Source organism: Pseudomonas sp. St386, assembly GCF_018325865.1.
Taxonomy (GTDB): domain Bacteria; phylum Pseudomonadota; class Gammaproteobacteria; order Pseudomonadales; family Pseudomonadaceae; genus Aquipseudomonas; species Aquipseudomonas brassicacearum.
This window is the reverse complement of sequence record NZ_AP021900.1, coordinates 2110731-2123587: the sequence shown is the minus strand read 5'-3', so window position 1 is coordinate 2123587 and position 12857 is coordinate 2110731. Positions and strand designations below refer to the sequence as shown.

Below are 12857 nucleotides of genomic sequence, written 5' to 3'. Positions count from 1 at the left end.
ATTAGCGTCAAATACTCAATCCTGCGCGACCCGCACCACCAACTTGCCGAAGTTGCGCCCCTCCAACAGCCCGATAAACGCCCGTGGCGCATTCTCAAGGCCATCGACCACATCCTCACGGAACTTGACCTTGCCATCACGCACCCAAGGGGCCATGGCGCTGATGAACTCCGGCTGACGGTCACCGTAGTCATCAAACACGATAAACCCCTGGATCCGCACACGCTTGTTGAGCAAAGTGCGCTGCAACTGCGGCAAGCGATCCGGGCCGCTCGGTGCTTGATGATCGTTGTAGGAAGCGATCAGGCCACAGAGCGGGATCCGCGCCTTGGCGTTGAGCAGCGGCACGACGGCATCGAAGACCTTGCCACCGACGTTTTCGTAATAGATGTCGATGCCCTTGTCGCAAGCCTGCGCCAGCTCCTCGGCAAAACGTGCGCTCTTGTGATCGACACAGGCGTCAAACCCCAGCTCGTCGACCACGTACTTGCATTTCTCGCTGCCACCCGCGACGCCGACGACACGCAGGCCCTTGATCTTCGCCACCTGGCCAACCACCGAGCCCACCGCACCCGAGGCCGCCGCGACCACCAGGGTTTCCCCGGCCCTGGGCTGGCCAATGTCCATCAGCCCCATGTAAGCGGTCATGCCCGGCATGCCCAGCACACCCAGGGCCATCGACGGGCTCGGCAGCCCCGAAGGGACGGGCATCACGTTGCGCCCGTCGCTGATGCTGTGGCTCTGCCAACCGGTGGCCCCCACCACCAGATCACCCTCCTGGAATTTCGGGTGCATCGAGCGCTCCACGCGGCTCACGGCGCCGCCGGTCATCACCTCGTCGATTTTTACCGGAGCAGCGTAGGAAGGCGCGTCACTCATTCGCCCGCGCATGTAAGGGTCCAAGGACAAAAACTGCGTCTTGAGCAGGATCTGCCCCTGCGCCAGGTCCGGCAGCGTCACGTGCTCCAGGCGGAAATTGTCCGCGGTTGGGGCGCCGTGAGGACGGGAGGCAAGGACGATGCGCTGGTTGGAGGTCGATGCTTGTGACATGGAAGCGTCTCCTTGATCGTTGAGTGGCACGTATAGGGAGCAGACCATTGCCGAGGGGGCGGCGTTCGATGTTTGTTCAGCGGGTACTTGTGGGAGCAAGGCTTGCCTGCGATGAACGATGGCGCGCAGTTCCGACAAATCGAGGCGTCTGCATCGCGGGCAAGCCTTGCTCCCACAGAGCCTTGCTCTCACAGGCAAGGTTTCGCTCGCCCCTAGACAGAAACAAAAATGCCAGGCGCGATGCCTGGCATTGTGTGTAGCCCATCCCGACCGGGATGGCGAATCAGAACGGCAGTTTCATGCCCGGCGGCAGTTGCATGCCGGCCGTCATGCCAGACATCTTGTCCTGGCTGTTGGCTTCGATCTTGCGCACCGCGTCATTGACGGCGGCGGCGAACAGGGCTTCGAGCATTTCCTTGTCGTCTTCGCTCAGGCCTTCGACCACGCTTGGGTCGATGCTGACGCGCTTGATGTCGTGGCGACCGGTCATGACCACGGTCACCATGTCGCCGCCGGACTTGCCGGTGACTTCGGCGTTGGCCAGTTCTTCCTGCATCTTGGCCATTTTTTCCTGCATCTGCTGCGCCTGCTTCATCAGGCCGGCCATGCCACCTTTCATCATGGGAATCACCTCGAAAGTACTTGGATAAACAACGCGCCCGGCCCGTTCGGCCCGGCGCCTTCAGTTATGAGCCCTGGGTGACCGGGGCCTCGACAGGTTCGATAGTATCGTGACGGACCACGGCGCCGAACTGTTGCATCATCTGCTGGATGAATGGATCACCGTGGATCGACTCCTCGGCTTCGCGCTGACGGTCGGCACGGCGCCGGGACGCGGCCTGGGCCGGGGTCTCCTGCTCGGGCTTGATCAGCTCGATGGTCAGCGTCAGGGTGCGCTGGTGATACTGGTTCAGCGCATCGTTGAGGCGACGTTGCTGGGTCGCGTTGAACAGTGCGCTGTGGGCCGGGTCCAGGTGCAGCAGCCAGTGGTCGCCTTCCACGGCCATCAGCGTGCAGTTGGCGGCAATGCTGCCGGTCATGCCGCTGATCGGCAGTTTAGGAAACAGCTCCAGCCATTGCAGGGCCAGCCCGGTGGCCGGCATCGCCGCGGGTTCCGGCTCGGGCTCCGGGGCCGGCTCAGCGGCGTGCTCACTGGCCAGGTCGTCCAGGTAGCTGTAGGCCGAATCCATGTCTGGCTCGATGTAATCCTCGTCCAGCGGCGGTTCGTCGTCCTGATCGAGGCCTGGCGTGGCGACATCGACGTCGGCCACTGTTGGTTCGGGCACCGGCGCGGCGACCCACTCCGGTGCATCGGGCACCACACTGTCGGGCGTCGGCAAAGGCATCGGCGGCAACTCGGGTTGCTCGGCGATGGTCTCCAGAACCGGCTCCACGGCAGGTTGCTGGACAACCTCGGGCTCGATCGGATCGTTCCAGGGCAGATCGACAACGGCTTCAGCGACCGGTTCGGGCAGCGCCTCGACGATCGGTTCAGGTTCTGGCTCAGGGGCCGCGACAACGGGTGTCGGAGCCGGTGCTGCCACAGGTGCCGGCGCTACCGGAGCCGAAGCCACTGCCGGCGCAACGACGGGCGCGGCAGCCACTGGCTTGGCGGAATCAGCTGTGGCCTGGCTGATCCCCACTGGCTTTAGCGCTTGCCTCGGGACGTCCGTCGTATCGGCTGGCCGGAACGCCAGCATTCGCAGCAGGACCATTTCAAAGCCGCCGCGCGGATCCGGTGCCAGGGGCAGGTCGCGACGACCAATCAGGCCCATCTGGTAATAGAACTGCACGTCTTCGGCCGGCAACGCCTGGGCCAGGGCCAGTACGCGATCACGGTCGCCGTGGCCGTTGTCGACGCCATCAGGCAAGGCCTGGGCGATGGCGACCCGGTGCAGCACATTGAGAATTTCCGAGAGCACGCCATTCCAGTCCGGGCCCTGCTCGGCCAGGTGACGCACCGCTTCGAGCAACGCCTTCGCGTCGCCTTCGATCAGCGCATGCAAAACGTCATAGACCTGGCCGTGATCGAGGGTACCGAGCATGGCCCGGACATCCGCGGCCATGACCTTGCCTTCACCGAAAGCGATGGCCTGGTCGGTCAGGCTCATGGCGTCGCGCATCGAACCATCGGCGGCGCGGCCCAACAGCCACAGCGCATCGTCCTCGAAGGGCACGTTCTCGACGCCCAGTACATGCGTCAGGTGCTCGACGACCCGTTCCGGCGTCATGTTCTTCAGGGAGAACTGCAGGCACCGCGACAAAATCGTTGCAGGAAGTTTCTGCGGGTCGGTGGTCGCCAGGATGAACTTGACGTAGGGCGGCGGCTCCTCAAGGGTCTTGAGCAGCGCATTGAAGGAGTGGCTGGAGAGCATGTGCACTTCGTCGATCAGGTAGACCTTGAAGCGCCCACGGCTCGGCGCGTACTGCACGTTGTCGAGCAGCTCGCGGGTGTCTTCGACCTTGGTACGGCTGGCGGCGTCGATCTCGATCAGGTCGACGAAACGGCCCTCGTCGATTTCCCGGCAGACCGAACACTCGCCGCAGGGCGTGGAGGTAATGCCGGTTTCACAGTTCAGGCACTTGGCAATGATCCGCGCGATGGTGGTCTTGCCCACGCCGCGGGTGCCGGTGAACAGGTAGGCATGGTGCAGCCGCTGGCTGTCCAAGGCATTGATCAGGGCCTTGAGCACATGGGTCTGGCCGACCATTTCGCGGAACGAGCGCGGACGCCATTTACGTGCAAGAACCTGATAACTCATCGAAAACCGTCGCATCGAAGGAACATAAGCGGCTAATGCTAGCGGAGCAGGGGCGAAATTGCATCCGGTGTGCTCGTCTAATCTGACTAAGATTGGATCAGGGACTCGGTTGTCGACGCGGTTTTGCACAGTCAGGAGAGTTTATGCGCTCAGCCATGGGGGCTTTGCTGTTGTTGGGTACAGGTTGTTTTGCTGATGAAGTACCTTTGCGTTTTGCCGTTACCGACGGCTGGGCGATGCCCATGGTGCAGATCGAACGGGGTCGCCCGACCCAGGGCATCCTTCCCGACATAATGACAAGCCTGGCGACCCGGATGGGACTGCCGGCGCAATTCCATGTCCTGTCCCGCGCCCGGCTGGACGGCGCCATGAAACACGGCGAGATCGACATGCGTTGCTACGTCAGCCCCGACTGGGTAAAGGACAGTGGCGATTACCTCTGGAGCGTCCCGTTGTTTTTCCAGCGCGACCTGCTCGTCGCCACGGCAAGCGCCCCTGTGGCGGTCACACTAGCCACGTTGCCGGAACAGCCCATCGGCACGGTGCTCGGCTATACCTACCCGACCTTGCAACCCTTGTTCGACCGCAGCCAACTGCACCGCGACGACGCCCGCAGCCAGGAACAAGTGCTGGCGAAACTGCTGGCCGGACGTTATCGCTACGGGATCAGCAACCAATGGGCGCTGGACTGGTTCAATCAACGTCATACCGCTGATCGGCAACTCCATGAGGTGGCAGTGCTTCAGGAACAGCAGTTGAGCTGTTATGTGCGCAACGACCCGAACATTCCAGCACAACGCATTCTGAGGACCTTGTTGAACATGAAAACCTCCGGGGAGATCGACGCGATCATCCAGCTTTACACGGGCCGCAGTGACGCATCGCAGGCCAGGAGCGAGGCACCCTCCCCCTGATCGCCTGGCCGCTGCTGCCATTGCGACGGCGGGATGAACCCCTGCACCCAGCCGGGTATCCGTTCGGGCGGCATGGGCCGGGCGATGAAATAACCTTGTGCCACCTCACAGCCCAGGTTCAGCAACAGTTGGCCATGCTCAAGGCTGTCCAACCCTTCGGCGACCACCTCACGGCCAAACGCCCGGGCCAGGCCGATCACCGCTTCGGTCAGTGCCAGGTCGTCGCGGTCATGGAGAATGTCGCGGACAAAGGTCTTGTCGATCTTGATGGTTTGCGTGCGCAGGTGCTTGAGGTCGTTGAGCGAGCAGTAGCCCGTGCCGAAACCACCCAGCGAAAACCCCACGCCCAAGGCATGGCAGGCCTGGAGGCAGGCGCTGACGTGGGCAAGGTTTTCCAATGCGACCGATTCGACAATCTGCAGATCCAACAGGCGTGGCGGTACCGCCGGATGCCGTTCCAACACCTGTCGCAACCGCTCGACAAAATCCGCCCGCTGGAAATGCCGCGCCGAGATATTGATGCTCACCGGCCAGCCCTGCCCCGCTTGCTGCCATTGCTGCAACTGGGTCAGTACCTGCTCCATGACCCACTCGCCGATCTCGACAATCAGGTCGGTCTCTTCCACCAGCGGCAGGAACTCCCGTGGCGGCACCAGGCCACGTTGCGGATGCTTCCAGCGCAGCAGCGCCTCCATGCCGACCACGGTGCCATGACGCATGTTGACCTTGGGCTGGAAATGCAGCCGCAACTCGTTACCGGCCAGTGCCTGGCGGACCCGCTCGACGGTCTGGTAAGTGGCTCGCACTTCCTTGTCCCGGGACACATCGAACAAGTGGAAACGATTGCGACCGCTTTGCTTGGCCACGTACATCGCCTGGTCGGCGTGGCGCAACAAGGTCTCGGCGTCGTCGTTATCCCATGGGAACAATGTGACGCCAATGCTGGCGAAGACCTTGATGTCCTTACCGTCAATGCCATACGGCATGGAAACGGCGATCAACACCCGGCTCAACGCGGCATGCAACTCATCCATCCCACGCACATGGCGCAGCACCAGCACGAACTCGTCCCCACCCAGCCGCGCCACCACGTCCTCGCCACGCACGATACTGCGCAGGCGCCTGGCGACCTCCACCAGCAGCCGATCGCCACTGGCGTGACCATAACCGTCATTGACCGCCTTGAAGCCATCGAGATCGAGCATGCACACCGCCAGAGGCAAGTTTTCCGCACGGGAAAACTCCAGGGCCTGGTCCAGCAGATCGGACAGATAAGTGCGGTTGGGCAACCCGGTCAGCACATCGTGACCGACCCGCCATTGCAGGGAATGCAGCAGGCGACGCTTTTCGCTGACATCGAAGCGAATTGCCAGGTAGCGTTCGATTTGTCCTGTATCGTCATCGATTACTGGCACCAGGGTCGTGTCGACCCAGTGCAGCGTACCGTCCTTGGCCCGGTTGCAGATTTCCCCTTTCCAGACCTGGCCCAGGGCAATGGTGCGCCACATGGCGCCGAAGAACTCGTCAGGGTGCTGGCCGGAATTGAGCAGGCGATGGTTCCCACCCAGCAACTCATCGCGCCGGTAACCAAAAAGGCTGCAAAATTGATCGTTGACGTAGGTGATGCGCCCGCTCAGATCGGTTTCGGAAAAAATCGCGGCGGCGTCAACGGCTCTGCGGTACTTCTTATCCATCGAAGCAGTCATCCATGAGTCAGGCTCATTTGTCGCGCGCGGTTGCACCGCCTTCAAGACAGGCGAAAATCAACTAGGCTCAAACACTTTGAGGGAAGCTGGAGCGCGGGCCCTGGCGGTGCTAAGGGAGAGCTTCAGCCCTTGCCATGTATCGCGGCAAGAAACGCAAGGCCCGGTCTCTGCACACACCCCGGCTTCTGAAGCAGGTCACCAAATACCCGTGCCAAAGGCCGATTCTACGAAACACATCACACTTTGCAAAGCAAGGTGATGGATTGCGTGGTTGCCTAATGCAAAAATCTATCGTTAAGTTCTTGATTCTAAATGGGAATTAAGCGATGCAAATTTCAAGTTTGGGTCCAGCCATCAGACGCTACCGCAAAGTAGCGGGGCTTACTCAGGCTGAACTTGGCGAAAAAACCGGTTTTGACCCCAAAACCATCAGCCGCTTCGAAACCGGCACCTACACCCCCAGCGTCGAAGCCTTGTTCCTGCTTGCCAATGTGCTGGATGTACAACTGAAAGCCTTTTTTGCCGACATGGGCGATGAGGATGAACAGCGGGCGTATCTGTTCGGCGTCATACACAAAGCCACCTCCAAGGACCTGGGCAAGCTGATCGCAGCGGTCGACCAGGCCTTGTCCAAGCCTTGATGCAATATGAAAGGAGACGCCCCGACCTGTCGATGCCTGACAGATCGGAGCGCCCGATGCTCGGCTGGCAATCCAAACCAGTTAACCCTTGCCTTTCGCCCGATCCACAGCCACTACCGCCAGTGACACCACCATGAACCCCAGCAGCACCATCAACGCATTGCCAAGCGTCTGCGGGTAACCCAACCGATCAGCCTCGATGAATGGGTAAGGATAGGAGCCGACCCATCGGCCGCGTATCAGGACATAAATGAAATAGACCAGTGGATAGATCAGCCACGACCACACATTGCTCCAGCGCAAAGTCCCCTTGGGCACGCAGAACCACCAATAAATCACAAACACGACCGGCATCACGTCATGCAACAACTCATCAGCCACCCACTGCAGGCCCTGGGGATTCCACGTGTGACGCAACAGCAGGTTGTACGCCAGACCGACCAACACAATGGCAGCGGCCACACCACCCTGCACGGACGGCCGGAGGAAAAAGCGCCGCAACGGCCAATCCCCTGTCGTTGCCGCGAAGGTCAGCACTACCGCCACCAGGATATTGGTCAGCACCGTGAAATAACTGAAAAAGATATCCACCCCACCTAGCAGGCTCTTCCCGCTCTGCCAGCGCGAAATCAGGATCAGATAAAGCTGGAGGAACAATGCCAACCAACCCAGCGCTGCCGCCAACTTCACCACGCTGCCGCTTGCGCCTTGCGTTAATACCCTGTCGTCGCTCATGAGCGTGCTCCTGGCTGAGCGCCCCCCTGCGACTGCGAAGCCCATTGTTGGGGACTCATGAAGCAGGTTGCCTGTGGAACAAGACCATAGAAGAGCACAGCATTAGACTCTACTGTCAGATTTGACAGTCCTGATCAACGGTAGGGATTACCCGAGACTCGTGGCCTAAAAGGAAGGCTTAGCCTCACTGCTCGGGAGCACGCCTTTAATTCAATCACTCTGCTTGAGCCGAAATCCGGACAACAGAAAACATCGACCGAACCAGGCCTAAAAGAAAAAAATGGGAATTTGCAAACCTTGCGAACGAAGGTTTGGGCGTTATGGAGGCAACCCCACCAGCCACACCCCGGCACACAATGTTCCCGCTGTGGCTGCTTCCTTCCGGATCTGACCAGGTTCACGGGTAATCGTTGCGGGGGGACCGATGGGGTCACCATAACGACGCCCGCCTGACGGCGAGCCGCGCCATTGTACCTATCTGGCAAGAAGTTACAACCGTTCGTGCCGGATTAAAAAACTGAAGATGTTCAAGCACTTGCTCCCACAGGGGGATCGGGGGGTGGGCGTCGATTCTGCGGACATCCAAGTGCCTGTGTGGGAGCGAGCTTGTTCGCGAAGGCCTCGGTACATTCAATATTGATGCAAGCTGATCTACCGCTATCGCGAGCAAGCTCGCTCCCACAGGGATCGGGGTGGAGGTTGGATCTGTGAATATCCGAGAGCCCGTGTGGGAATGAGCTTGTCCGCATGAAGTGAACCTTTAGTAGATTGAAGGCTTACACCAAGCACTCATAACTGATTAAAACTTTTTGTATCCAGGTTATTGCTTGCCCCCAATCACGACGAAGTATTACAAACCACCACCGGACAGAACGGTCCATATTGGCCATTAACAGCCTGAGTTCGAACTTGAACATTGAAATAAACTGGCTGGGCTGCCCCGCTGACACCGATCTCATGTCGATACCAACCACGGTGATCCGGCTGCACTCTGGTTGCAGGGACAAACTGCCCCTGTCCACCTGCCACGGCCGTCACCCTGAAGGTGTGCGCGGCAATCTGGTCAGGGCGGATATTATCCGGGATCTGCCAGGCCAATATGATCGTGTATCGGCTTTGCCCGGCCTGGGAAAGCCTCCGTGGTGCATTGGGCACTATCGCCGCTTTATCCATATCATGATTTTCCATCGTATCTTCCATAATAAAAAAGCCATCATCCATGGCGGTTTTCATGCTAGAGGAAAATATGAATGGCAGGCACAATCAAAACAAATGGTATCACTTAACTTTGCCAGCCTTTTATGAAGAGCTGGCAATGCATCAGATGAGTTCAATACCGACTTGGACGTTCAATCATTCGCTGTGTGAGCAAAACTACAACAACACCTCATCCGCCCGACCACCCTCCTCCTGGATCACCAGATGGATGAAGTGCAGCTTGGTGATCACTGCCGCCGGTACGACGAACGGGTAGAAATCCGGCTGGCCCATGCTGCGGGACAGTTCGTTGAGCATGCCAGCCAGTTCGATCCAGGCGTTGACGAACGAAAGAAAAGCCGCACCGCCTGCATGTTCGGCGTCGTACAAGGTCTCGGGCGGGAACGGCTGGTAGTCGAAATCCATTTCCCGAGCGCTCATGCCGAAACCCAGGGCGGTGTCCACCGCGTCCATCATGTGCAGGTAATGGGCCCAGGTTTCGGCCCAGTCCTCCCACGGGTGCATGGTCGCATAGGCGCTGACGTAGCGGGTTTGCCAGTCCAGCGGCGCGCCTTGCTGGTAGTGCTGCTCCAGGGCGTCGGCGTAGCTGGCGCGCTCATCGCCGAACAGCTCGCGAAAAGCCTCGAGCCAATGGCTGTTGGCGACCAGCCGGTCCCAGTAGTAGTGCCCCACCTCATGCCGGAAATGCCCGAGCAAGGTGCGATACGGCTCGCGCATCTGCTGGCGCACGTATTCGCGATGGGCATCGTCAGCTTCCTTGATGTCGAGGGTGATCAGCCCGCTGGCGTGACCGGTGGTGGGTGGCGTGCCGTCGGGATCGACACCGATGAAATCAAACGCCAAGCCAATATTTTCGTCGACGGTTTTCGGGATGACCGGCAAGCCGAAAGTAATCAACTGCGCTACCAGACGACGCTTGGCGGTCTCGACCTTGCGCCAGCGTTCGGGATTTTCCGGGATCGACAGGTCGGGAATAGTACGGTTCAGGCTACAGGCGATGCACAGGGTATCGCGCCCATTGTCCGGCAGCAGCCAATTGCAGGCCGCCGCGGTGTCAAGGTTGGCGCAACGGCGGAACAGCCCGGCTTGGGGATCGGCGTCCAGCGTCCAGGTCCCGGCTTGCTCGCCGGGTTGCAAGGACGTCAGGCGACTCTGCTCAGGTTGATAACCCAGCGCCGCCAGGCAGGCCAGGCATTGGCTATTGCGAAAAAACAACGACTGGCCACAGCGGCACGGCCAGACCTTGCTGTTACGTGACCGATCGCCCACGAACGGCGCGGCGATGCGTGAGCTCAGTTGTTCGAAGAAGCGGTACATGGCGATCTCTCCCTGGAGCCTGCAAGACTAGATCACCCCACTTCCATGATCGTTCCCACGCGTTGCGTCATAGTGCCCGATAAACCGTGGCGAGGGAGCAAGCTCCCTCGCCACAAGAGCCAACCCGGCTAAACCGTGATGCCATGCTGACTCAGAAAGACGACAAACGCCTCTTCATCCAGCACCTTGAGCCCCAGCTCATTGGCCTTGGTCAATTTCGAACCGGCACCCGGCCCCGCCACCACGCAGTGGGTTTTCGCCGACACGGAACCGGCGACCTTGGCCCCCAGGCTCTCCAGCTTGTCCTTGGCGACGTCGCGACTCATCAACTCCAGCGAACCGGTCAGCACCCAGGTGTGACCTGCCTCGAGCAAGCCTTCGACGACCTTCTTCTCGCTCTGCCAATGCATGCCAAAGTCGCGCAACTGTTGCTCCGCTGCCTCGGCCTGCTGACGGTTGGCGGCAACGGCGAAAAACTCGCGCACGGCGTTGGCCTGCTTTTCCGGCAACGCCTGACGCATGTCCAGCCAGTCGGCGTTCATCACCGCCTCGAGTGAACCGAACTTGTCTGCCAGTTTCTGCGCCCCGCCCGGCCCGACCGAGGGGATGTTCAGCTTGTCGAGAAAGCCACCCAGGGTCGTGCTGGCGGAGAACTCGGCGCCCAACTCGCCCTGGTCCTGGATCTCGAGACCGTGGCGCAGCAGGTCCTTGATCACCTGGCGGTTGTGTGGGTCTTCGAAGAAGCTGTGGATCTCGTGGGCCACTTCCAGGCCGACATCGGGCAAGTAGGTGAGCACCTGGGGCACAGCCGCTTGTACGCGCTCCAGCGAACCAAGAGAGCGAGCCAGGACCTTGGCGGTCTCCTCGCCCACGTCCGGGATACCGAGGGCGTAGATGAAACGCGCCAGGCTCGGCTTCTTGCTGTCGACGATGGCCGCCAGCAAGTTCTTGCTCGACAGTTCGGCGAAACCTTCCAGGTCGACCACCTGCTCGAAGGTCAGGGCATACAGATCGGCGGGCGAACCCACCAGCCCCTCATCCACCAGTTGCTCGACGCTCTTCTCGCCCAGGCCCTCGATGTCCATGGCCCGGCGCGACACGAAATGAATGATCGCCTGCTTGAGCTGCGCGCCACAGGCCAGGCGACCGACGCAACGGTACACCGCACCTTCGCTGATGGTTTCACGGCCCTTGCTGCGCTTGATCAGTTGCGTGCGCTCGACATGGGAACCACACACCGGACACTGCCGGGGGATCTCCACGGGGCGGGCATCGTCCGGGCGGCGCTCGGTGATCACTTGCACCACTTGCGGGATCACGTCGCCGGCACGGCGGATGATCACGGTGTCGCCGATCATCAGGCCCAGGCGCGCCACTTCGTCCATGTTGTGCAACGTGGCGTTGGCCACGGTCACGCCAGCGACCTTGACCGGCTTGAGGCGCGCCACGGGCGTCACGGCGCCAGTGCGGCCGACCTGGAACTCGACGTCCAGCAACTCGGTGAGTTCTTCAGAGGCCGGGAATTTATGAGCGATGGCCCAGCGTGGTTCCCGGGCGCGGAAACCCAGTTCGCGCTGAGAAGCGATGCTGTTGACCTTGAACACCACACCATCGATTTCATACGGCAATGCGTTGCGCCGCTCGCCGATGTCACGGTAGTAATCCAGGCACTCATCAATACCGTGGGCCAGCTTCAATTCACGGCTGATGGGCAGGCCCCAGGCCTTGAGCTGCTTGAGATTGCCGATATGGGTATCGGCAATGTCCGCGGTCACCTGACCGATACCGTAGCAGCAGAATTCCAGCGGGCGGTTGGCGGTGATCTTCGAATCCAGCTGGCGCAGGCTCCCCGCCGCCGCGTTGCGCGGGTTGGCGAAGGTCTTGCCACCCGCTTCCAGTTGCGTGGCGTTGAGGCGCTCGAAGCCGGCCTTGGACATGTACACCTCGCCGCGCACTTCCAGCAATGGCGGCCAGCCGCTGCCCTGCAGCTTGAGGGGAATATTGCGCACGGTACGCACGTTGACGCTGATGTCTTCGCCCGTGGTGCCATCACCGCGCGTGGCACCGCGCACCAGCATGCCGTCCTGATACAACAGGCTGACCGCCAGGCCATCGAGTTTCGGCTCGCAGCTGTATTCAACCGCCGCGCCACCGCCCAGCAAATCGCCCATGGGCAGGTCGAGGCCTTCGGTCACCCGCCGGTCGAATTCGCGCATGGTGGTTTCGTCGAAGGCGTTGCCCAGGCTGAGCATCGGGATCTCATGACGCACCTGGCTAAACGCCGACAGCGCCACGCTGCCGACGCGCTGGGTCGGGGAATCGCTGGTCACCAGCTCCGGGTGTTGCTCTTCCAGGGCCTTGAGCTCGTGGAACAAGCGGTCGTACTCGGCGTCCGGGATGCTCGGTTCGTCGAGGACGTGGTAGCGGTAGTTGTGCTGATCCAGCTCGGTGCGCAGCTGTTGGATGCGGGTTTCAACGGCGTTCATGGGTGTTCTCTCATAAAGCAAAAGAGCA

Annotated in this window: 10 protein-coding genes and 1 other RNA gene; 3 read left to right on the top strand and 8 right to left on the bottom strand. The window is 60.7% G+C overall.

Features of this window, described 5'->3' with window-relative positions; all coding sequences use genetic code 11:
* Positions 1–15: 15 nt before the first annotated feature.
* The 3 genes from KI235_RS09335 to dnaX all read right to left on the bottom strand — a co-directional run bounded on the left by KI235_RS09335 (position 16) and on the right by dnaX (position 3812).
* Positions 16–1050, bottom strand: a complete 1035-nt coding sequence (locus KI235_RS09335) for an NADP-dependent oxidoreductase (RefSeq protein ID WP_212795650.1) — start codon at positions 1048–1050, stop codon at positions 16–18.
* 283 nt (positions 1051–1333) lie between these two features.
* Positions 1334–1672, bottom strand: coding sequence for a YbaB/EbfC family nucleoid-associated protein (locus tag KI235_RS09330; RefSeq protein WP_003183512.1), 339 nt, complete (start codon positions 1670–1672; stop codon positions 1334–1336).
* A gap of 64 nt (positions 1673–1736) precedes the next feature.
* Positions 1737–3812, bottom strand: a complete 2076-nt coding sequence (gene dnaX, locus KI235_RS09325) for a DNA polymerase III subunit gamma/tau (RefSeq protein ID WP_028237690.1) — start codon at positions 3810–3812, stop codon at positions 1737–1739.
* 143 nt (positions 3813–3955) lie between these two features.
* Between dnaX and KI235_RS09320 the strand changes: the two genes are divergently transcribed.
* On the top strand, positions 3956–4726 hold the full coding sequence (locus KI235_RS09320) for a transporter substrate-binding domain-containing protein (RefSeq protein WP_013692613.1): 771 nt from the start codon (positions 3956–3958) through the stop codon (positions 4724–4726).
* On the opposite strand, the gene KI235_RS09315 is transcribed toward KI235_RS09320, so the two are convergent.
* Positions 4672–6420, bottom strand: a complete 1749-nt coding sequence (locus tag KI235_RS09315; RefSeq protein ID WP_038859502.1) for a GGDEF and EAL domain-containing protein — start codon at positions 6418–6420, stop codon at positions 4672–4674. The two genes, KI235_RS09320 and KI235_RS09315, sit on opposite strands and share 55 nt — an antisense overlap.
* Positions 6421–6758: 338 nt before the next feature.
* Between KI235_RS09315 and KI235_RS09310 the strand changes: the two genes are divergently transcribed.
* Positions 6759–7073 (top strand): helix-turn-helix transcriptional regulator, encoded by a 315-nt coding sequence (locus KI235_RS09310; protein WP_003199578.1) that lies wholly within the window; start codon positions 6759–6761, stop codon positions 7071–7073.
* An 81-nt stretch (positions 7074–7154) separates the two neighbouring features.
* On the opposite strand, the gene KI235_RS09305 is transcribed toward KI235_RS09310, so the two are convergent.
* Both KI235_RS09305 and ffs read right to left on the bottom strand, forming a co-directional pair.
* Entirely contained in the window at positions 7155–7808 is a 654-nt protein-coding gene (locus KI235_RS09305) for a Pr6Pr family membrane protein (RefSeq protein ID WP_043042820.1), read from the bottom strand.
* Between the two features lie 330 nt (positions 7809–8138).
* Positions 8139–8235, bottom strand: an RNA gene (gene ffs, locus KI235_RS09300) — signal recognition particle sRNA small type.
* 482 nt (positions 8236–8717) lie between these two features.
* Between ffs and KI235_RS09295 the strand changes: the two genes are divergently transcribed.
* The gene (locus tag KI235_RS09295) at positions 8718–9113 is read left to right on the top strand and encodes a hypothetical protein (RefSeq protein ID WP_145902434.1); all 396 of its coding nucleotides are present in this window, start codon (positions 8718–8720) and stop codon (positions 9111–9113) included.
* 69 nt (positions 9114–9182) lie between these two features.
* Here KI235_RS09295 and KI235_RS09290 read toward each other — a convergent pair whose 3' ends face one another.
* Together KI235_RS09290 and ligA are read right to left on the bottom strand one after the other, a co-directional pair.
* A complete protein-coding gene (locus tag KI235_RS09290) occupies positions 9183–10343 on the bottom strand; it encodes a putative zinc-binding metallopeptidase (protein WP_003199574.1) in 1161 nt (386 codons plus the stop codon).
* A 128-nt stretch (positions 10344–10471) separates the two neighbouring features.
* Positions 10472–12829 carry an NAD-dependent DNA ligase LigA gene (gene ligA, locus KI235_RS09285; RefSeq protein WP_212795649.1) on the bottom strand — a complete coding sequence of 786 codons (2358 nt, stop codon included), beginning with the start codon at positions 12827–12829 and terminating at the stop codon, positions 10472–10474.
* Positions 12830–12857: the final 28 nt, after the last annotated feature.

Excerpts from the sequence above, each read along its gene's own strand:
- KI235_RS09290 (WP_003199574.1), bottom strand. The coding sequence starts at position 10,343 with ATGTACCGCTTCTTCGAACAACTGAGCTCACGCATCGCCGCGCCGTTC.
- KI235_RS09330 (WP_003183512.1), bottom strand. The coding sequence starts at position 1,672 with ATGATGAAAGGTGGCATGGCCGGCCTGATGAAGCAGGCGCAGCAGATG.
- KI235_RS09335 (WP_212795650.1), bottom strand. The coding sequence starts at position 1,050 with ATGTCACAAGCATCGACCTCCAACCAGCGCATCGTCCTTGCCTCCCGT.
- KI235_RS09315 (WP_038859502.1), bottom strand. The coding sequence starts at position 6,420 with ATGGATAAGAAGTACCGCAGAGCCGTTGACGCCGCCGCGATTTTTTCC.
- KI235_RS09305 (WP_043042820.1), bottom strand. The coding sequence starts at position 7,808 with ATGAGCGACGACAGGGTATTAACGCAAGGCGCAAGCGGCAGCGTGGTG.
- dnaX (WP_028237690.1), bottom strand. The coding sequence starts at position 3,812 with ATGAGTTATCAGGTTCTTGCACGTAAATGGCGTCCGCGCTCGTTCCGC.
- KI235_RS09320 (WP_013692613.1), top strand. The coding sequence starts at position 3,956 with ATGCGCTCAGCCATGGGGGCTTTGCTGTTGTTGGGTACAGGTTGTTTT.
- KI235_RS09310 (WP_003199578.1), top strand. The coding sequence starts at position 6,759 with ATGCAAATTTCAAGTTTGGGTCCAGCCATCAGACGCTACCGCAAAGTA.
- ligA (WP_212795649.1), bottom strand. The coding sequence starts at position 12,829 with ATGAACGCCGTTGAAACCCGCATCCAACAGCTGCGCACCGAGCTGGAT.